The sequence below is a fragment of the Bacillus sp. XB1 genome (assembly GCF_053557995.1).
This window is the reverse complement of record NZ_JBNRIL010000001.1, coordinates 1,400,636-1,420,014: the sequence shown is the minus strand read 5'-3', so window position 1 is coordinate 1,420,014 and position 19,379 is coordinate 1,400,636. Positions and strand designations below refer to the sequence as shown.

17 protein-coding genes are annotated in these 19,379 nt (G+C 35.0%); 13 read left to right on the top strand and 4 right to left on the bottom strand.

Annotation, left to right across the window (positions count from 1 at the left end):
* Positions 1 to 66 precede the first annotated feature (66 nt).
* The 3 genes from ACK1U5_RS07090 to ACK1U5_RS07080 are packed head-to-tail and all read left to right on the top strand — an operon-like array spanning position 67 to position 4,166.
* Positions 67 to 1,776: an acyl-CoA dehydrogenase family protein gene (locus tag ACK1U5_RS07090; protein WP_069604850.1), complete on the top strand. Its 1,710-nt coding sequence runs from the start codon at positions 67 to 69 to the stop codon at positions 1,774 to 1,776.
* 16 nt (positions 1,777 to 1,792) lie between these two features.
* Entirely contained in the window at positions 1,793 to 2,683 is an 891-nt protein-coding gene (locus ACK1U5_RS07085; RefSeq protein ID WP_000719411.1) for an NAD(P)-dependent oxidoreductase, read from the top strand.
* A gap of 22 nt (positions 2,684 to 2,705) precedes the next feature.
* Entirely contained in the window at positions 2,706 to 4,166 is a 1,461-nt protein-coding gene (locus ACK1U5_RS07080; protein ID WP_000633347.1) for a CoA-acylating methylmalonate-semialdehyde dehydrogenase, read from the top strand.
* A gap of 70 nt (positions 4,167 to 4,236) precedes the next feature.
* Here the strand turns inward: ACK1U5_RS07080 and ACK1U5_RS07075 are convergent, their stop codons facing one another.
* Together ACK1U5_RS07075 and ACK1U5_RS07070 are read right to left on the bottom strand one after the other, a co-directional pair.
* Positions 4,237 to 4,869: a LysE family translocator gene (locus tag ACK1U5_RS07075; protein WP_000572358.1), complete on the bottom strand. Its 633-nt coding sequence runs from the start codon at positions 4,867 to 4,869 to the stop codon at positions 4,237 to 4,239.
* Between the two features lie 252 nt (positions 4,870 to 5,121).
* Entirely contained in the window at positions 5,122 to 6,177 is a 1,056-nt protein-coding gene (locus ACK1U5_RS07070) for an enoyl-CoA hydratase/isomerase family protein (protein WP_069604849.1), read from the bottom strand.
* A 329-nt stretch (positions 6,178 to 6,506) separates the two neighbouring features.
* Between ACK1U5_RS07070 and ACK1U5_RS07065 the strand changes: the two genes are divergently transcribed.
* The 4 genes from ACK1U5_RS07065 to ACK1U5_RS07050 all read left to right on the top strand — a co-directional run bounded on the left by ACK1U5_RS07065 (position 6,507) and on the right by ACK1U5_RS07050 (position 11,447).
* Positions 6,507 to 6,764 carry a hypothetical protein gene (locus ACK1U5_RS07065; RefSeq protein WP_001119404.1) on the top strand — a complete coding sequence of 86 codons (258 nt, stop codon included), beginning with the start codon at positions 6,507 to 6,509 and terminating at the stop codon, positions 6,762 to 6,764.
* A gap of 184 nt (positions 6,765 to 6,948) precedes the next feature.
* Positions 6,949 to 7,188, top strand: a complete 240-nt coding sequence (locus ACK1U5_RS07060) for a DUF2584 family protein (protein WP_000667346.1) — start codon at positions 6,949 to 6,951, stop codon at positions 7,186 to 7,188.
* A 15-nt stretch (positions 7,189 to 7,203) separates the two neighbouring features.
* Positions 7,204 to 8,361: an exonuclease SbcCD subunit D gene (locus ACK1U5_RS07055; protein ID WP_000765150.1), complete on the top strand. Its 1,158-nt coding sequence runs from the start codon at positions 7,204 to 7,206 to the stop codon at positions 8,359 to 8,361.
* The gene (locus ACK1U5_RS07050) at positions 8,358 to 11,447 is read left to right on the top strand and encodes an AAA family ATPase (RefSeq protein ID WP_069604848.1); all 3,090 of its coding nucleotides are present in this window, start codon (positions 8,358 to 8,360) and stop codon (positions 11,445 to 11,447) included. The genes ACK1U5_RS07055 and ACK1U5_RS07050 overlap by 4 nt, the downstream gene beginning before the upstream one ends.
* Positions 11,448 to 11,554: 107 nt before the next feature.
* Here the strand turns inward: ACK1U5_RS07050 and ACK1U5_RS07045 are convergent, their stop codons facing one another.
* Positions 11,555 to 11,728, bottom strand: coding sequence for a hypothetical protein (locus tag ACK1U5_RS07045; RefSeq protein ID WP_001141667.1), 174 nt, complete (start codon positions 11,726 to 11,728; stop codon positions 11,555 to 11,557).
* A gap of 336 nt (positions 11,729 to 12,064) precedes the next feature.
* Here ACK1U5_RS07045 and ACK1U5_RS07040 point away from each other — a divergent pair, with 336 nt between their 5' ends.
* The gene (locus ACK1U5_RS07040) at positions 12,065 to 12,364 is read left to right on the top strand and encodes an ArsR/SmtB family transcription factor (protein WP_000214801.1); all 300 of its coding nucleotides are present in this window, start codon (positions 12,065 to 12,067) and stop codon (positions 12,362 to 12,364) included.
* A 58-nt stretch (positions 12,365 to 12,422) separates the two neighbouring features.
* On the opposite strand, the gene ACK1U5_RS07035 is transcribed toward ACK1U5_RS07040, so the two are convergent.
* The gene (locus ACK1U5_RS07035) at positions 12,423 to 12,608 is read right to left on the bottom strand and encodes a YkvS family protein (protein WP_000646793.1); all 186 of its coding nucleotides are present in this window, start codon (positions 12,606 to 12,608) and stop codon (positions 12,423 to 12,425) included.
* A 355-nt stretch (positions 12,609 to 12,963) separates the two neighbouring features.
* Here ACK1U5_RS07035 and ACK1U5_RS07030 point away from each other — a divergent pair, with 355 nt between their 5' ends.
* The 5 genes from ACK1U5_RS07030 to ACK1U5_RS07010 all read left to right on the top strand — a co-directional run bounded on the left by ACK1U5_RS07030 (position 12,964) and on the right by ACK1U5_RS07010 (position 19,362).
* Positions 12,964 to 14,166 carry an L-lactate MFS transporter gene (locus tag ACK1U5_RS07030; protein WP_000750119.1) on the top strand — a complete coding sequence of 401 codons (1,203 nt, stop codon included), beginning with the start codon at positions 12,964 to 12,966 and terminating at the stop codon, positions 14,164 to 14,166.
* A gap of 638 nt (positions 14,167 to 14,804) precedes the next feature.
* Positions 14,805 to 15,590, top strand: a complete 786-nt coding sequence (gene dhbA, locus ACK1U5_RS07025) for a 2,3-dihydro-2,3-dihydroxybenzoate dehydrogenase (protein WP_001048430.1) — start codon at positions 14,805 to 14,807, stop codon at positions 15,588 to 15,590.
* A gap of 25 nt (positions 15,591 to 15,615) precedes the next feature.
* Complete coding sequence (dhbC, locus tag ACK1U5_RS07020) at positions 15,616 to 16,815, top strand: isochorismate synthase DhbC (protein ID WP_001002075.1); 1,200 nt, start codon at positions 15,616 to 15,618, stop codon at positions 16,813 to 16,815.
* Positions 16,816 to 16,827: 12 nt separating this feature from the next.
* Positions 16,828 to 18,444, top strand: coding sequence for a (2,3-dihydroxybenzoyl)adenylate synthase (locus ACK1U5_RS07015; RefSeq protein ID WP_069605111.1), 1,617 nt, complete (start codon positions 16,828 to 16,830; stop codon positions 18,442 to 18,444).
* Positions 18,445 to 18,468: 24 nt separating this feature from the next.
* Positions 18,469 to 19,362 carry an isochorismatase family protein gene (locus ACK1U5_RS07010; protein WP_069605112.1) on the top strand — a complete coding sequence of 298 codons (894 nt, stop codon included), beginning with the start codon at positions 18,469 to 18,471 and terminating at the stop codon, positions 19,360 to 19,362.
* The last annotated feature ends 17 nt before the right edge of the window (positions 19,363 to 19,379 follow it).

The window sequence follows — 19,379 nt, the reverse complement described above, 5'->3', positions numbered from 1 at the left end:
ATATTCCACTCATCGTAGACGAGCATAAGCAAAAAGCTATGAAAGCCGAATGATAGGGGGATACATATGGAGAAAACGAAGTTACCATGGGATGAATTTTTTTCACTTAATAAAGATATAAATCATACTTACTTTACACCAGAAGATTTTTCAGGTGATGAAGATTTAATCGCAAAAACGACAGAACAATTCGTTAAACAAGAAATTGTTCCACAAATGGAGAATATTGAACAACATAACTATAAAGTTTCTCGTCAATTATTTGAGAAAGCTGGGGAACTTGGATTATTAGGCATTGAGGTACCAGAAGATTATGGCGGGTTCGAGTTAGGAAAGGCTGTCTCAGGTCTTGTAGCAGAGAAAATGGGTTACGCTGGTGCGTTTAGCGTTTCTTTTAATATACACGCTGGTGTAGGTACATTGCCGTACATATATTATGGAACGAAAGAGCAAAAAGAAAAATATTTACCGAAAATCGCATCGGGAGAATGGATTGGGGCTTATGCTTTAACTGAGCCAAATGCTGGTTCGGATGCATTAAGTGCAAAAACAAGCGCCATATTGAATGAAGAGGGAACAGCTTGGAAGTTAAATGGTGAGAAGCAATGGATTACAAATGCTCATATGGCAGATGTATACGTTGTTTTTGCGAAGACAAATAAAGGAATGACAGCGTTTATTGTCGAAAGAACATGTGAAGGTGTATCTATTGGATTAGAAGAAAAGAAAATGGGGATTAAAGGTTCTTCAACAGCGACTCTTATTTTAGAAGATGTTGTCATCCCTGCTGAAAATGTTTTAGGGGAAGTTGGGAAAGGGCATCACGTAGCCCTTAATATTCTTAACTTTGCTAGACTTAAACTTGCTTTTGGGAATATTGGAACAGCAAAACAAGCAATTGGTTTGTCGGTTCAATATGGAAAAGAGCGAAAACAGTTCCAAACGGAATTAGTAGACTTTACGATGATTCAAGAGAAAATTGCAAATATGATTATTGCTACATATGGAGTCGAAAGTGCAGCTTATCGTACAGCAGGTGTAATCGATGAAGCAATTCATGAGAGCGATGAAGATCTTATGAAGAAAATGTCTCAATTTGCAATTGAATGTGCACTGAATAAAGTAAATGCTTCTGAAACACTTGCTTATATCGTAGATGAAGCTGTACAAATTCATGGTGGTTACGGTTATATGCAAGAGTATGAGGTAGAACGATTATATCGTGATGCAAGAATTAGTCGTATTTTTGAAGGAACGAACGAAATTAATAGATTAACAGTTGCTAAAATGTTAATGAAACAAATCGAACAATTAGAAGATACTGAAGTAGAAAGTAATGTAGCAAATGTAGAAAGAAACCATCGTTACATTTTATTAGCGAAAAAATTGTTGAAACAATCTTTGAAAACGCTCTCTAAAACTCCAGGTCTAAAAATTGACCAAGAACAAGAATATTCACGTGTAATATCAAATATGTTGACGGACGTGTACATCATGGAATCAGCGTTTTTACGTACGAGAAAAGCGGTACGTAAAAATGGAGAGGAAAAAGAACGTACGAAGCAACTCATAACGGATGTTATTTGTGAAGAAGGATACCGTAAAGTAGAAGAAGCGGCGATTTCTGTACTTTCAGCAGCTGTCACAAAAGAACAAGATAGAAATGTGATTTTAGCTGAAATCCGTCAATTATTAGTGCCTTTATACACGAACGTATTTACGAAGAAGAGAGAAATTGCGAAAGCTATTATAAATCGCGGGAAATATATTGTGTAAATAGGAGGAAAGCGATATGAAAAAGATTGGTTTTATCGGTTTAGGTAACATGGGTCTTCCAATGTCAAAAAATCTAGTTAAATCAGGTTACACAGTATATGGCGTGGACTTAAATAAAGAGGCGGAAGCGTCCTTTGAAAAAGAAGGCGGAATTATCGGTCTATCAATCTCAAAACTAGCAGAAACATGTGATGTAGTTTTTACAAGTTTACCTTCACCTCGCGCTGTTGAAGCGGTATATTTTGGAGCAGAAGGATTATTTGAAAATGGTCACTCGAATGTAGTTTTCATTGATACAAGTACGGTATCGCCGCAGTTAAACAAACAATTAGAGGAAGCTGCAAAGGAAAAGAAAGTAGACTTTTTAGCAGCACCTGTGAGCGGTGGTGTAATCGGAGCCGAAAACCGAACATTAACGTTTATGGTTGGTGGATCAAAAGAGGTATATGAGAAAACGGAATCTATCATGGGCGTACTAGGCGCGAACATTTTCCACGTTAGTGAGCAGATTGATAGTGGTACAACTGTTAAGTTAATTAATAACTTATTAATTGGTTTTTATACAGCTGGTGTGAGTGAAGCTTTAACATTAGCGAAAAAGAACAATATGGATTTAGATAAAATGTTTGATATTTTAAATGTAAGTTACGGTCAAAGTAGAATTTATGAACGTAATTATAAAAGTTTTATAGCACCTGAAAACTACGAGCCAGGATTTACTGTGAACTTATTGAAGAAAGATTTAGGATTTGCAGTTGACTTAGCTAAGGAAAGCGAACTCCATTTACCGGTAAGCGAAATGTTACTAAACGTATATGACGAAGCGAGTCAAGCTGGATATGGTGAAAACGATATGGCTGCTTTATATAAGAAAGTTAGCGAGCAATTAATTTCTAATCAAAAATAAATTATACAAAGGAGAGAATACAATGATTACAACTGAAATTAAACGAGTAAAAAATCACATTAACGGTGAGTGGGTTGAATCGACAGGTACGGAAGTAGAAGCAGTTCCAAATCCAGCGACTGGAAAAATTATCGCTTACGTTCCACTATCTCCAAAAGAAGATGTTGAAAAAGCTGTTGAAGCGGCAAAAGCAGCATTCGAAACATGGTCTAAAGTACCAGTTCCAAATCGTTCAAGAAATTTATATAAATATTTACAGCTATTACAAGAAAATAAAGATGAGCTTGCAAAAATCATTACGCTAGAAAATGGTAAGACGCTAACGGATGCAACAGGTGAAGTACAGCGTGGTATTGAAGCGGTAGAACTTGCAACATCTACGCCAAATTTAATGATGGGTCAAGCACTTCCGAATATCGCTAGCGGAATTGATGGATCGATTTGGCGCTACCCAATCGGAGTTGTTGCTGGTATTACGCCATTTAACTTCCCGATGATGATTCCGTTATGGATGTTCCCACTTGCAATTGCTTGCGGTAATACATTCGTATTAAAAACATCTGAAAGAACGCCACTTTTAGCGGAGCGACTTGTAGAATTATTCTATGAAGCAGGTTTCCCAAAAGGCGTATTAAATTTAGTACAAGGCGGAAAAGATGTTGTAAATAGCATTTTAGAAAATAAAGATATTCAGGCTGTTTCGTTCGTTGGCTCTGAGCCGGTAGCTCGTTACGTATATGAAACAGGTACGAAACACGGAAAACGTGTACAAGCGTTAGCAGGTGCGAAAAACCATGCGATTGTAATGCCAGATTGCAATCTTGAGAAAACAGTACAAGGTGTAATTGGATCTGCATTTGCAAGTAGTGGAGAGCGCTGCATGGCATGCTCAGTAGTAGCAGTAGTGGATGAAATTGCTGATGAATTCATTGATGTATTAGTAGCAGAAACGAAAAAATTAAAAGTAGGCGATGGCTTTAACGAAGAGAACTATGTTGGACCATTAATCCGTGAATCTCATAAAGAGCGCGTTTTAGGCTACATTAATAGCGGTGTAGCAGATGGGGCAACTTTATTAGTAGATGGCCGTAAAATTAATGAAGAAGTTGGAGAAGGTTACTTTGTAGGTGCGACAATCTTTGATGGCGTGAATCAAGAAATGAAAATTTGGCAAGATGAGATTTTTGCTCCAGTATTAAGCATTGTACGAGTTAAAGATTTAGAAGAAGGTATTAAACTAACAAATCAATCTAAATTTGCAAATGGTGCAGTTATTTATACGTCAAACGGTAAACATGCACAAACGTTCCGTGATAATATCGATGCTGGTATGATCGGTGTAAACGTAAATGTTCCAGCACCAATGGCATTCTTCGCATTTGCAGGAAATAAAGCGTCATTCTTTGGTGATTTAGGTACAAATGGTACAGATGGCGTTCAATTCTATACACGTAAAAAAGTTGTAACTGAGCGCTGGTTTTAATATAAAATAAACAGCCAAATTAGTTATTAAATGAAAACCACCACTATTAATAGTGGTGGTTTTCATCTTGTTAATTACTTTTTTCAAAAGCAAGTTTAATACCAAAACCAATTAAGACGACTCCCGTTAACCCTTGAATATAACGCTGCGTCTTCGGTTTTTTCATAAAAGCACTAATTTTATCAATTAAAAATATATAAAAAGCGAACCAAATGGCTGTTAAAACGAGGTAAGTAAGGCCCATTACGAGTAGTTGGATAAACGTATTATGATTTGGATTTAAAAATTGCGGTAAAAACGTTAAAAAGAATACTGCAACTTTAGGGTTTAATAAATTCGTAAGAAACCCTTGTCGAAAGCAAGAGGTGTGTTCATCTTCATTATTTAAAGATATATCGTTCGTATCAATGCCTTCTTTATTTCTTACTGCTAAAAGGGCTTTAATACCAATATAAATTAAATATAGAGCCCCAACGTACTTGAAAATAGAAAATAAAAGAGCTGACTTTACAATAAGTGCAGAAAGACCAATTACAGCAGCTAAAGTATGAATTAATAGTGCAATACATGTACCAAACACTGTTTTCACTCCACCGACTTTACCAGCAACCAATGTATTTTTCGTAGCCATTGCTGTATCTGGACCAGGTAAAATGATAAGGCAAATAGACATAATGATGAAAAGAAGATAATTTTCTATCATAGCCGCCCCTCCTTTTTATTTTTAGAATATTTGATTAAAATCAGTGTAGCACAAAAATGGATTTAATAAAATTAAATTTTGTTAAAAATAATTAAATAAAAAAGGCTATATAGTAGCTGTAATTACACTACTATATAGCTTCGATTTTATACCGCTATTTGCGGGTAGTAAGATTTTCACCGCACAAGATTTAGCTGAAGCAAAGAAGTTAGGTAGGGGATGAACGAAACACCCCCTCATGACAATTTCATTTTATGCATTAAGTAAGTTAAAGAAACGATTCACATCTTCTTCTGAAACGTCACTTAACTGTTTATATTTATAATTCGGATTTTGATCTTTATCAACGACAACGGAGCGTACTCCTTCGAAGAAATCTTCATGTCTCATGAAATTTTTAGCAAGTATAAGGTCCGTAGCGAAACATTCTTCAACGGATTTATCTTTTCCATCAATAAACTGTTTTAATGTTACTTTTAGTGAAATAGGGGATTTTGATAACAGTGTTTCTTTCGTTTTTAGAGCAAAGGAACTTTCATCTTTCTCCAATGAATGGATGATTTCTTCAATTGTATCGAAAGCAAAATGTGAATTGATTACTTCTAATGAAGGAGCGAGCTCGCTTTCTAAGTTTGGAGCAGTTGCAAATGTACGAATAACTTCTTTTAAATTAGTATGTACATCATCTTCTTTATGCCAATTTACACTTTCAAGTTCAGTAAGAAACTTTGGTAATGAATCAGATGTCATAAAGTAATCAGCAGCATTAATAAATAATACGTCAGAAGCTTTTAAAATAGATGCTGTTAAAGCAACGAATCGTCCTGTATATCCAGGCGTTTTATTTAAGAAATATGCAGCTCCGACGTCTGGGAAGAAGCCGATATTCATCTCTGGCATTGCCCATTTCGTACGCTCAGTTACAATGCGATACTTCGCACCATTTGTAAGACCGACACCACCGCCCATTACAATTCCATCTAAACAAGCAATAATCGGTTTTGTATATTGATAAATATATGTATCAATTTCATACTCTTCTTCAAAAAAACGTTCTGCATGTTGCAATGCCACTTCATTGGAACGTGCTTCATAAAGAGTTTTAATGTCGCCGCCTGCACAAAAACCTTTTGTGCCAGCTCCTTTTAACACGATAAGTGCAATACGCTCATTGTGTTCCCACTCTTTAAGTTTTTGTCCGATAGGCTGTAACATGTCATAAGATAAAGAATTAAGTGCTTTTGGACGGTTTAAAGTAATTGTCGCAACGCCGTTTTCACTAACAGAAAATAAAACTTGTTCAGTCATAATGCATCCTCCCTTACATATCTTCTTATTCTTAATTCTTGATATGTACTGAAATGTCCTTTATAAATTTTGTCAAAAGTTGACGGTAAATATTAATTTGGTCACTGCATATTTTGACGAGTTATCTTTGCAGGATTTCAGAGACTGAGGGGGAATATTACAACATTACTGTAAGTGTAATTATTTGAAGTTATAATGATAAAAGCGCTATTATATAGGTGTGAAATGTTCATTATCAATTCTAAAAGTGTGTTTGAAGAAAAAATAAATCGTACAATTGTAATAAAAAATTTTACACTGAATTAGAAATAGAGAAAGGAGAAATCGGAATGCCAGGACCTTTACTATTGTCGGTTATTATTTTGTCTTTTTTAATGATAGGAATAACGCAGTATTTTCATCATACAGATACGACAGAAGAAGTGAAGGATAAAGTACGTCTCGTATTTCCGATTTTTATAATATCTATTTCATTCTGTATTTTATTAAATAAAGATGGCTACATTGTCGCAGTGTTCTCATTTTTCGTCGCAATCGTCTTAATTACCGTTTTATATTATGTAATGAAAGACTTTATACAAAAATAAAGATGTCATAATAGGCATTTTTATTTTGGGGAAAATATAAAATTTCACATACCGTATTTTATATAAAATACATGAAGTATATAACAATAGAAAAGTGTGTACTTTGCTGTGTATGTACTTGTCAATCTTGCATAGCCACTATACTATTAAAATGTAGAGATTATAAAAAGGGGTTGTATCTATCATGAAATTTGAGATGCACACAAAAATTATTTCAAATGAAAAAGAAGTAAGATTACATATTGAAGAAAATATATTTCAATTAATATTGGATGGCTATCACTTATTTACAGTTCAAGAAATATTGCCTTTATATAAATCAAATGAAGAAAGAATTGGAAGTGCAACGATATTGAAGCTAGAGTGGGAGAACGGAAAAACTACAATAAACTATCAACTCGTTTCACTAAAATCAGTAAATTAAAAGGAGTAGAAAAATATGAAGTTATTTCATACAGCGGATTGGCATTTAGGTAAGCTTGTTCATGGCGTGTATATGACTGAAGACCAAAAGATTGTATTAGATCAGTTTGTACAGGCTGTTGAAGAAGAAAAACCAGATGCTGTAATTATTGCAGGGGATTTATATGACCGAGCAATTCCACCTACAGAAGCAGTAGACTTATTAAATGATGTGCTGCAAAAAATAGTTATTGATTTGCAAACACCAGTTATTGCGGTAGCTGGTAATCATGATAGTCCGGATCGTATCCATTTTGGAAGTAGTTTAATGAAAAAACAAGGATTACATATTGCAGGTCAATTTCAATTCCCGTATGAACCTGTTGTACTAAATGATGAATATGGAGAGGTTCACTTCCATCTAATACCGTATGCAGACCCAAGCATAGTGAGGCACGTGTTGAAAAATGAAGACGTACGTTCTCATGATGATGCGATGCGCATTTTTATGAATGAGCTCTCTGAAACGATGGATAAAGAAGCTAGACATGTATTTGTTGGACATGCATTTGTAACTTCTTCAGGAGAAGCGGAGGAGAATACAAGTGATGCAGAACGACCACTTTCAATTGGTGGTGCTGAATATGTAAATAGTCATTATTTTGATAAGTTTCATTACACAGCGCTTGGACATTTACATCAAGCGCATTTCGTACGTAATGAGACGATTCGATATTCAGGTTCACCACTTGCCTATTCAATTTCTGAAGAGAAACATAAAAAAGGTTATTACATTGTAGAACTGAATGAAACTGGTGAAGTAGCAATTGAAAAAAGATTACTTTCACCACGTCGTAAAATGCGAACAGTAGAAGCGAAAATAGATGAATTATTACAGCACCCAGTAAGTGAAGATTACGTATTTGTAAAATTATTAGACGAAAACCCTGTCTTACAGCCGATGGAGAAAATACGATCTGTATATCCAAATGCAATGCACGTTGAAAGAGCGATGCAAAGACGAGAACTCACAGATACAAATGAAGTAACTGTTTCAAGACATAAAACGGATGATTTATCTCTTTTAAAGGCTTTCTATAAAGAAATGAAAGGGTTAGATTTATCAGAAGAGAAAGAACGCCTATTTATAGATGTATTACAAACAGTGCAAGAACGGGAAGGTGAACGAGGATGAGACCGATTCAGCTTATTATGACAGCATTCGGACCATATAAACAGAAAGAAATAATCGATTTTGAAGATCTTGGAGAACATCGTATTTTCGCTATTTCTGGGAATACAGGAGCTGGAAAAACAACGATTTTTGATGCGATTTGTTATGTGTTATATGGTGAGGCTAGTGGAGAAGAACGTAGTGATACGAGCATGCTTCGAAGTCAATTTGCTGATGATAATGTTTATACAAGTGTTGAATTAACCTTTCAGTTAAAAGGGAAACGCTATGAAATAAAACGACAACTTGGACATAAAAAACAAGGGAATAAGACCATTACAGGACATGCAGTAGAATTATATGAAGTTATTGATGGAGAAAACGTTCCAGCCGTCGATCGTTTTCATGTAACAGACGTAAACAAAAAAGTGGAAGATTTAATTGGGTTAAGTAAACATCAATTTAGCCAAATTGTTATGTTACCCCAAGGGGAATTCCGAAAACTATTAACATCTGAGACGGAAAACAAAGAAGAGATTTTACGTCGTATTTTTAAAACGGATCGTTATAAATTAATGCGTGAGTTACTTGATCAAAAGAGAAAACAATGGAAAGACGTCTTGCAAGAAAAACAAAAAGAGAGAGAGCTCTATTTCCGTAATGTTTTTAAATTACCAATCCGTGATGGAGCATTATTAGAGACATTAGTGGCACAAGAACATGTAAATACGCATCAAGTAGTAGTAGCGTTAGAACAAGAAACAACCGTGTATAAGGCAGAGGTTGAGCAATTACAAGTAGAACAAGATGTTCAAACGAAGCAATTAAAGGATGCAGAAACACGTTTTCATGCAGCAAAATCTGTAAATGAGAAATTTATAGATTTACAACAAAAGAATGAGAAATATAACAATTTACAAGAGAACCGTGCAGCAATTGAAAGGAAAGAAAAATCCTTTAAACGTGCGGAACAAGCAAAGCGCTTATTACCATTTGAACAATGGTATGAAGAAGCGATGGAAAATGAGCAGAAAGCTGAAAGTTTGTTAAAACAGATAATCGTCAAACAAGAACAGATAATGAACAGCTTTGAACTTGCTAAGGAGAAGTATGAAGTAGTAAAGAATAAAGAAGCTGAAAGAGAAGATGCTAAAAAGCTTGTTCAAAGATTAGAAGAGTTACAAGCGATCATTGAATCATTAGCTGAGAGAAAGCTGAATTTACAAAATGCCGAAATTCAAATAGGGAAATTAAAAGAAAGTATGCAAAAGTTAGATCAACAACTAGAAGAGCATACAAACCAAAAACAGAGAATGTCTGATGAATTGCAGCAATTAGAACAAGCACTTGAGCAATATGTAGCTAAAGTGGAAGAACTAACGAATATGCGAGAAGATGCAAAAGTTTTAAAACAAGCATATGATGTTTGGCAAGAAAAACAAAAATTCGAGCAAGAAAAAGAAGCGACAACTAATAAAATGCAAGTGGCAGTTCGTGCATATGAAAACATGGAGCGCCGCTGGTTAAGTGAACAAGCTGGTATATTAGCTCTTCATTTACATGACGGTGAATCTTGTCCGGTATGTGGTAGTACGAATCATCCGCAAAAAGCTACAGAGCAAAGTAATGTGATCGATGAAAGAGAGTTAAACGATTTAAGAGATAAGAAGAACATTGCTGAAAAATTACATGTGCAAGTAGAGGAGAAATGGAATTTCTATCGACTACAATATGAACAAGTGATAGAAGAAGTTGTGAAGCGCGGCTACAATTCGGAAAAATTAGCTGAAACATATAGTGCACTTGTTCAAAAAGGAAAACAATTAGCTGCAGACGTGAATACGTTAAAAGCAAGTGAAGAAACACGTAAGCAGATTACTGCGAACATGAAAAGCGTAGAAGAAAAAATAGAAGAACTTCAGAAACAAAAACGAGAATTGGAAACAATGCAGCACCGTACAGAAATGGAGTGTATGCAACTTCGTACGTCATATGAACATGATAAACGAAATATTCCAGAAAACTTACAAACAGTACAAGCTTGGAAAGCACAGTTTGACCAAGCTATGCAGGAACTTAGGTTAATGGAGGACGAATGGAAGAAAGTGCAGGAAGCGTATCAGCATTGGCAAAATGAAAATATACGTATTCAAGCAGAACAAAAAGGTGCTTCTAATCAATTTGAAAGTGCAAAATTAAAGAAAGAAGAGACTTTCGCACGCTTTATGAAAGAGCTAGAACAAAGCGGGTTTACAGATGAATTCACGTATAAAAAAGCCAAATTAAGCGATCCCGAGATGGAGATGTTACAAAAAGAAATTCAAGGTTATTATTCATCGCTTGAAGTGCTTGCAAAACAAATTGAAGAGTTAAACTCAGAATTAAAAGATAAAGAGTATATGGATATTACATCTTTAGGTGAACACATAAAAGAACTAGAAATTAATCTCGATATCATTAAAGAAAAACGTCAACGTGCGCAAAATGCGGTAACATATATTTCTGATTTACATGAAAACATTAGACGTATTGACGAACAAATTCACGAGGAAGAAAAAGCCTTCCAAGAACTTGTTGATTTATATGAAGTAATGAAAGGTGATAACGAAAGTCGTATATCATTTGAACGTTACATCTTAATTGAGTATTTAGAACAAATTGTTCAAATCGCAAACGAACGACTACGTAAATTATCAAATGGACAATTTTATTTAAAACGAAGTGAGCGAGTTGAAAAAAGAAACCGTCAAAGTGGATTAGGTTTAGATGTGTACGATGCATACACTGGCCAAACACGCGATGTAAAAACACTATCCGGTGGAGAGAAATTTAACGCATCACTTTGCCTAGCGCTAGGAATGGCAGATGTCATTCAAGCATATGAAGGCGGTATTTCCATCGAAACGATGTTCATCGATGAAGGGTTCGGTTCATTAGATGAAGAATCGTTAACGAAAGCGGTAGATGCCTTAATTGACTTACAAAAATCAGGCCGATTTATCGGTGTCATCTCACACGTTCAAGAGCTGAAAAACGCAATGCCAGCTGTATTAGAAGTAACGAAGCAGAAGGATGGGTGTAGTCAGACTAGGTTTGTGGTGAAGTAAGCTTAGAAAATGGAGTAGGGAATCTACCGATACTTTTAGTGTCATATGTATGAATAATAAAACGTCGTCTCTTCATATTGGAGGCGACGTTTTATTTTATAAAATATCTATGAATTATCTGTAGAAGGCGGCGTATTCTCCAAACGATTATAAGTTTTAAAGGCTGAAATTGCTGAGATAACTCCGCCTACTAAAAATAAAGCGGATCCTCCAACTAAGATGATACGACTGACATATGTTTCCCGTGCTTCTTCGACTTCTTCTTGTAACGCTGTAGGCATATGAATCCCCCCTTTATAAAAGTTGTTTTATAAATAGTATATACAAACGCCTAAAATGTGTTAAAATAACTGATGATTTTATGCAGTGGGTAATTAGATGAGTAGGATGCGAGTGGCTAAGTAAATCTTCATCATAAATTTATGTGAACTTCACATAGAGCACATATTAACATTGTATTATGTATATGTACCAAATAAATAAATAAAGTGAATGTAAGTTCTGTTTTCAAAAATTTAAAATCCTTTTATTTCTATATAAAAGTTTTAATCAAGGGTTTTAAAAAATTTGGAAATAGATCTTATGAATATGGAATTCATATAAAAGGGGAATGTCTTATGACAACATATACGAGTGAAATGAGAAAAACTTTAGTTTCAGAAGAAGATGTAGATATTTTAAAAATTATGGCGCATCCAATCCGACTGCAAATTGTAAATGAATTAAGTACGAGAAAAACTTGTAATGTAACACAATTAACAGAGTTACTGAATATTCCGCAATCTACTGTTTCACAACATTTATCAAAAATGAAGGGTAAAGTGTTACGAGCAGAGAGAAGAGGTTTAGAAATTTATTATCATATTAACAATTTAAAAGCGAGTAAGATTGTTAATGTTTTAGGGTATATAAACTAGTGAAATATTTTTATATAAAATAGCCCCTGCTGTTGAGCAGGGGCTATTTTGTGTTGTTTTATGTATTTGTATTTAAAACTTTATAGTTTTTATGATTTACAATTGTTCGATCAAATTCAAAAGTACCACCGCTTACATTTGTAATTTCAACTAAGACCGATTCAGTATAAAGTTTTAATACAGATCCTGTAATCTTTAAATTATTTCGTTGAAAAAGTATAGTATCCCCTACGTTTGCTTTCATAGTACCTCCTCATTAAAGACAGAAATATTTTTTTATTATATATATTAAACCACGGATAGATATATTAGTGAATATTTAGTTTTATTTATTGGAAAAAAATTTGTGATTTTATAAAAAATAAGGTGGATTGAAGTATAAAAAATTTTTCTATTGTATTTAATCAGTAGTTTTTTGTATTTCATCCTTCGTTTTTTGTAACTGATTCTACGTTTTTGACGCTCTGTCTTGTAAGTGCTTACATAAACAAAAACATCTTATACAATGAAGGTGTTAAATCAAAAGAGGTGACCAAAATGAACATAAAAAAAGTAAATTTAGCGAATAGCATTGAAATAGAAAGAGGAGGCGGAAAGGTATGAAAAAATCAACTGTTAATCCATGGCTTGTTGTCCTTGGCACAGTTATAGTACAAATGGGGCTTGGGACGATATATACATGGAGTTTATTCAATCAGCCTTTAGTTAGTAAATATGGTTGGAGTCTTAACGCTGTTGCGATAACTTTCTCAATTACTAGTCTTTCTTTAGCATTTTCAACTTTATTTGCGAGTAAATTGCAAGAAAAATGGGGACTTCGTAAACTTATTATGATAGCTGGATTAGCATTAGGACTAGGATTAATATTTAGTTCACAAGCATCCTCACTAATATTACTTTATGTACTAGCGGGAGTTGTTGTAGGTTATGCAGATGGTACAGCATATATCACTTCACTATCAAATTTAATAAAGTGGTTTCCAGAGCGTAAAGGTTTAATTGCTGGTATTTCTGTCTCTGCATATGGTTCAGGTAGCTTAATCTTTAAATACGTTAACGCACAGTTGATTGAATCAGTTGGTGTATCCCAAGCATTTATATACTGGGGTTTAATTGTTACAGCTATGATTGTAATTGGTGCTTGTTTAATCCATCAAGCTGCAGATCAAGGAGCAGTTCATGAAACAAAAACTGAGGAATACACAACGAAAGAAATGTTAGGCACAAAACAAGTATACTTATTATTTATCATGTTATTTACATCATGTATGAGTGGCTTATACTTAATTGGTATGGTAAAAGACATTGGTGTTCAACTTGTAGGACTTAGCGCAGCAACAGCAGCTAATGCGGTGGCTATGGTTGCAATCTTCAATACATTAGGTCGTATCATTTTAGGACCGTTATCGGATAAAATTGGGCGTTTAAAAATCGTTACTGGTACTTTTGTTGTTATGGCGAGTTCAGTCTTAGTTCTAAGTTTTGTAGATTTAAATTATGGTATTTACTTCGTATGTGTAGCAAGTGTAGCGTTTTGCTTTGGTGGAAATATCACTATTTTCCCAGCTATTGTTGGTGATTTCTTCGGTATGAAAAACCATAGTAAGAACTACGGAATTGTGTATCAAGGATTTGGATTTGGGGCGCTTGCAGGTTCCTTTATCGGTGCACTTCTAGGTGGATTCAAACCAACGTTCATGGTAATAGGTGTATTATGTGTCGTGTCATTCATTATCGCAATTTTAATTCAAGCACCTAAGCAGAAAAAAGAAAAAGAAGAAGAGTATCGCAGCGTAGCATAAGTATATAAATCTTCTATAACAATATGATTACGAAAAAGCATCCTATTCTATTAATTAGGATGCTTTTTTTATGAGTTATTTTAACAAGGTTAAATTACTTTTATGATTTTCATAGATGTAAAAGTGAGTGAAATGCCTATTTGGATTATATTGAAATACAATAAATTGATACATCGTATTCGAAATATATATTAAATCTTAAATGACAAAAAAGACATTCATTAGTATTTGTAAGATATATTTTCAGAAAAATATTGAGAAAATATATACTTGAGTTTTTCATAAAGCATTGTAAATGAACGTATCTCTAGTTTAGTTTCTTCAATTTTAAAAAGAGGACTTTGAATTTTATTTATAATATAAGTACTTTTAATGCGTTTACATATGATTTTATTAAGAAGCATTAAAATGGTTTATCTGAAAAATAAAAAAAGATTGACAAGTTTATTGAGAAACATTATCATTTCGGTGTAAGATGTTAAATGAAAAACATTATCAATAAAATGGATTTTAAAGTAATGCGCACTTGACCAATTAGTTTAGTAAGTGTATTATTTTTTACAACACAACTGATAATGAAAATCAATATCATTGGTGTTACTTAATGAAATTAATGTTTATGTGAAAGGATAGAGAAAATGAACTTAGGGGAATTTGATGGGAAAACAGTTTTAGTAACAGGTGCAGCACAAGGCATAGGCAGTGTCGTTGCCAAAATGTTTTTAGAAAGAGGAGCCACAGTTATTGCGGTTGATCAAAATGAAGAGGGGTTAAATGTACTCTTAAATCAAAATGAATTAAACAATACACGTATGAAAACGTTTCGTTTAGATGTGAGTGATAGCGCCGCTGTTGAAGACATGGTAAATCATATTGCAAATGAAATAGCGCCAATAGATATTTTAATAAATGTTGCAGGGGTTTTACGTATGGGACCAATTCATTCGTTAAGTGATGAAGATTGGAATAAAACATTCTCTGTAAATACGACAGGGGTTTTCAATATGTCCCGAGCGGTAAGTAAAAATATGATGTTAAGAAAATCGGGGGCAATTGTTACAGTCGGTTCAAATGCGGCAAATACGCCAAGAATGGAGATGGCTGCGTATGCTGCGTCAAAGGCCGCAACGACGATGTTTATGAAATGTTTAGGACTAGAGCTTGCGGCATACAATATACGCTGCAACTTAGTTTCTCCAGGTTCTACTGAAACTGAGATGCAAAGATTACTATGGGCTGATGAGAATGGAGCTAAAAATATAATTGCTGGTTCTCAAAATACATATAGACTCGGAATTCCATTACAAAAAATTGCACAACCTTCAGAAGTTGCTGAAGCAGTGTTATTTTTAGCCTCAGATAGAGCAAGTCATATTACAATGCACAATTTATGTGTTGATGGCGGTGCTACGTTAGGAGTTTAATAAAAATTCAGGAGGTTATTATATTATGAATGAACATATAGCTGTAAAGGAATTGTCAGAAAAACTTTTAGAAGATTATAAGACTGAATCTTCATTCTTTTTCGCTTCACCAACTCGAACGATATTAGCAGAAGGAGAGTTTACTACAGTAAAGCATCGTGAAATTGAAAGTTTCCCAGAGCTTGTGCAAGCGACATTAAGTAATGCGAAACAAGCTGGAAATCCAAATCCTATCGTTGTGGGTGCTTTGCCATTTGATCGTAGAAAAGAAGTCCAACTCATCGTACCAGAATATAGCAGAATTTCTGAGCGTTTACAATTGGATACAACAAATCAGCTTGAAACAAATGAGAATGTAACATTTGAAATGACACCAGTGCCAGACCCTGAAGTTTATATGAATGGTGTGAAGCAAGGAATTGAAAAAATACAGGACGGTGATTTAAAGAAAATCGTTCTATCCAGATCGTTAGATGTTAAATCTTCCGAAAAGATTGATAAGCAAAAACTTCTGCGAGAATTAGCAGAGCATAATAAGCATGGTTATACATTTGCTGTAAATTTACCGAAAGATGAAAAAGAGAACAGTAAGACGCTAATTGGAGCAAGCCCTGAATTACTTGTTTCACGTAATGGTATGCAAGTTATTTCTAACCCGTTAGCTGGTTCAAGGCCACGTAGTGAGGACCCAGTAGAAGATAAAAGAAGAGCAGAGGAATTACTTTCTTCGCCAAAAGATTTACATGAACATGCGGTAGTAGTTGAAGCGGTTGCCGCTGCACTTCGTCCGTATTGTCATACATTACATGTTCCAGAAAAGCCATCAGTTATTCATAGTGAAGCGATGTGGCATTTGTCTACAGAAGTGAAAGGTGAACTTAAGGATCCAAATACTTCTTCTTTACAATTAGCAATTGCCCTTCATCCTACGCCAGCAGTTTGCGGAACTCCGATGGAAAAAGCAAGAGAAGCTATACAGCATATTGAGCCATTTGACCGCGAGTTCTTTACAGGAATGCTAGGATGGAGCGATTTAAATGGAGATGGAGAATGGATTGTTACAATTCGTTGTGCTGAAGTACAAGAAAATACACTTCGTTTATATGCAGGAGCTGGAGTTGTTGCTGAGTCAAAACCAGAAGATGAGTTAGCAGAAACATCAGCTAAGTTCCAAACAATGCTAAAAGCTTTAGGGTTAAGAGATAGTTCACTTAATGAAAAATAGGGGGAAGAAAGAATGCTAGTAGGTTATACAGAATGGCCAAAAGAATTTGCCGATCGTTACCGAGAAGCAGGATGTTGGCTTGGTGAAACATTTGGAGGAGTGTTAAGAGAGCGGGCTGAGAAATATGGAGATCGAATCGCGGTTGTAAGTGGTAAGAAGCATATAACATATAGTGAACTTAATAAAAAGGTAGATCGTTTAGCAGCAGGTTTACTGAATTTAGGAATAAAGAAAGAGGACAGAGTTGTAATCCAGTTACCTAACATTATCGAGTTTTTCGAAATATGTTTTGCACTATTTCGAATTGGAGCGCTTCCTGTCTTTGCACTACCTTCACATCGAAGCAGTGAAATTAGTTATTTTTGTGAGTTTGGCGAGGCGAGCGCTTACGTTATTTCAGATAAGGCTCTCGGTTTTGATTATCGAAAACTAGCAAGAGAAGTGAAAGAGAAAGTGCCAACTTTACAACATGTAATTGTAGTGGGAGAAGAAGAAGAGTTTGTGAACATAAATGATCTGTATATGGATCCCGTCTCATTACCAGAAGTTCAGCCAAGTGATGTTGCATTTCTCCAATTATCAGGAGGCACAACAGGTCTTTCTAAATTAATTCCTAGAACACATGATGACTATATTTATAGTTTACGTGTTAGCGCTGAAATTTGTAATTTGAATGCAGAAAGCGTCTATATGGCAGTTCTTCCAGTAGCACACAATTACCCAATGAGTTCTCCAGGGACATTTGGAACTTTCTATGCGGGTGGAAAAGTGGTATTGGCAACTGGTGGTAGTCCAGATGAGGCCTTTGCTCTTATCGAAAAAGAAAAAGTTACAATTACAGCGCTTGTTCCGCCATTAGCAATGATTTGGCTTGATGCTGCATCTTCTCGTAATGCCGATTTATCAAGCCTAGAGGTTATGCAAGTAGGTGGTGCTAAGTTTAGCGCTGAGGTTGCAAAACGTATACGTCCTACATTTGGATGTACGTTACAGCAAGTATTCGGTATGGCGGAAGGATTAGTGAACTATACAAGATTAGACGATCCGGAAGAAATTATTATTCATACACAAGGTAGACCGATGTCTGCACTCGATGAAGTACGAGTTGTTGATGAAAATGACAACGATGTACAACCGGGCGAAGTAGGTAGTTTATTAACACGAGGTCCATATACAATTCGTGGTTACTATAAAGCCGAAGAGCATAATGCACGATCATTTACAAAGGATGGCTTTTATCGCACAGGTGATCTTGTAAAAGTAAATGAACAAGGATACATCATTGTAGAAGGAAGAGATAAAGATCAAATTAACCGCGGTGGTGAGAAAGTTGCTGCGGAAGAAGTTGAAAATCATCTATTAGCACACGATGCGATCCATGACGTAGCAATCGTATCTATGCCTGACGATTATTTAGGTGAACGCACCTGTGCTTTTGTTATAGCTCGCGGACAAGTTCCGGCAGTAAGTGAATTAAAAATGTTTTTAAGAGAACGTGGTATAGCGGCTTATAAAATTCCAGATCGAATTGAATTTATTGAATCATTCCCGCAAACAGGAGTCGGAAAAGTCAGCAAAAAAGAACTACGTAAAGTCATTGCTGAAAAACTTATTACAGTAAAACAATAATAAAAACCGGAAGGAAGTGATTAGATGGCTATCCCATCTATTTCAGTATATAAAATGCCAATTGAATCAGAACTACCAAAAAATAAAGTGAATTGGACACCAGATCCGAAACGTGCAGTACTTTTAATTCATGACATGCAAGAATATTTTCTTGATGTATATAGCGATAAAGAATCACCAAAAGTAGAACTTATTTCAAATATTAAAATGATAAGAGAAAAATGTAAACAACTTGGTATACCAGTTGTTTATACAGCGCAACCTGGTGGACAAACGTTAGAACAAAGAGGTTTATTACAAGACTTTTGGGGTGACGGTATTCCTGCTGGACCAGATAAAAAGAAAATTGTTGATGAACTTACTCCTGATGAGGATGATATATTCCTCACAAAATGGAGATATAGTGCATTTAAAAAGACAAATCTATTAGAAATTTTAAATGAACAAGGAAAAGATCAACTCATTATTTGCGGTATTTATGCGCATATTGGCTGTCTTTTAACAGCTTGTGAAGCATTTATGGATGGTATAGAGCCGTTCTTTGTAGCAGATGCAGTTGCTGATTTTTCACTAGAGCATCATAAACAAGCATTGGAGTATGCATCTAATAGATGTGCAGTAACGACATCAACAAACCTACTGTTAAACGATTTACAAAGTGTAAAAGATGATGAGAGTGAAGGAATCACTATACAGGAAGTGCATGAACTAGTTGCACAACTACTTCGTGAGCCAGTAGAGAGTATTGATATTGATGAGGACTTATTAAATAGAGGGCTTGATTCGGTCAGAATTATGAGTTTAGTAGAGAAGTGGCGTCGTGAAGGGAAAGAAATCACTTTTGCACATTTAGCAGAACGTCCAACTGTTGCAGGTTGGTACAGTTTACTATCTTCACAAACAGCACAGGTGCTGTAACAAATAGACTACATAAT

Excerpts from the sequence above, each read along its gene's own strand:
- ACK1U5_RS07090 (WP_069604850.1), top strand. The coding sequence starts at position 67 with ATGGAGAAAACGAAGTTACCATGGGATGAATTTTTTTCACTTAATAAA.
- ACK1U5_RS07085 (WP_000719411.1), top strand. The coding sequence starts at position 1,793 with ATGAAAAAGATTGGTTTTATCGGTTTAGGTAACATGGGTCTTCCAATG.
- ACK1U5_RS07080 (WP_000633347.1), top strand. The coding sequence starts at position 2,706 with ATGATTACAACTGAAATTAAACGAGTAAAAAATCACATTAACGGTGAG.
- ACK1U5_RS07075 (WP_000572358.1), bottom strand. The coding sequence starts at position 4,869 with ATGATAGAAAATTATCTTCTTTTCATCATTATGTCTATTTGCCTTATC.
- ACK1U5_RS07070 (WP_069604849.1), bottom strand. The coding sequence starts at position 6,177 with ATGACTGAACAAGTTTTATTTTCTGTTAGTGAAAACGGCGTTGCGACA.
- ACK1U5_RS07065 (WP_001119404.1), top strand. The coding sequence starts at position 6,507 with ATGCCAGGACCTTTACTATTGTCGGTTATTATTTTGTCTTTTTTAATG.
- ACK1U5_RS07060 (WP_000667346.1), top strand. The coding sequence starts at position 6,949 with ATGAAATTTGAGATGCACACAAAAATTATTTCAAATGAAAAAGAAGTA.
- ACK1U5_RS07055 (WP_000765150.1), top strand. The coding sequence starts at position 7,204 with ATGAAGTTATTTCATACAGCGGATTGGCATTTAGGTAAGCTTGTTCAT.
- ACK1U5_RS07050 (WP_069604848.1), top strand. The coding sequence starts at position 8,358 with ATGAGACCGATTCAGCTTATTATGACAGCATTCGGACCATATAAACAG.
- ACK1U5_RS07045 (WP_001141667.1), bottom strand. The coding sequence starts at position 11,728 with ATGCCTACAGCGTTACAAGAAGAAGTCGAAGAAGCACGGGAAACATAT.
- ACK1U5_RS07040 (WP_000214801.1), top strand. The coding sequence starts at position 12,065 with ATGACAACATATACGAGTGAAATGAGAAAAACTTTAGTTTCAGAAGAA.
- ACK1U5_RS07035 (WP_000646793.1), bottom strand. The coding sequence starts at position 12,608 with ATGAAAGCAAACGTAGGGGATACTATACTTTTTCAACGAAATAATTTA.
- ACK1U5_RS07030 (WP_000750119.1), top strand. The coding sequence starts at position 12,964 with ATGAAAAAATCAACTGTTAATCCATGGCTTGTTGTCCTTGGCACAGTT.
- dhbA (WP_001048430.1), top strand. The coding sequence starts at position 14,805 with ATGAACTTAGGGGAATTTGATGGGAAAACAGTTTTAGTAACAGGTGCA.
- dhbC (WP_001002075.1), top strand. The coding sequence starts at position 15,616 with ATGAATGAACATATAGCTGTAAAGGAATTGTCAGAAAAACTTTTAGAA.
- ACK1U5_RS07015 (WP_069605111.1), top strand. The coding sequence starts at position 16,828 with ATGCTAGTAGGTTATACAGAATGGCCAAAAGAATTTGCCGATCGTTAC.
- ACK1U5_RS07010 (WP_069605112.1), top strand. The coding sequence starts at position 18,469 with ATGGCTATCCCATCTATTTCAGTATATAAAATGCCAATTGAATCAGAA.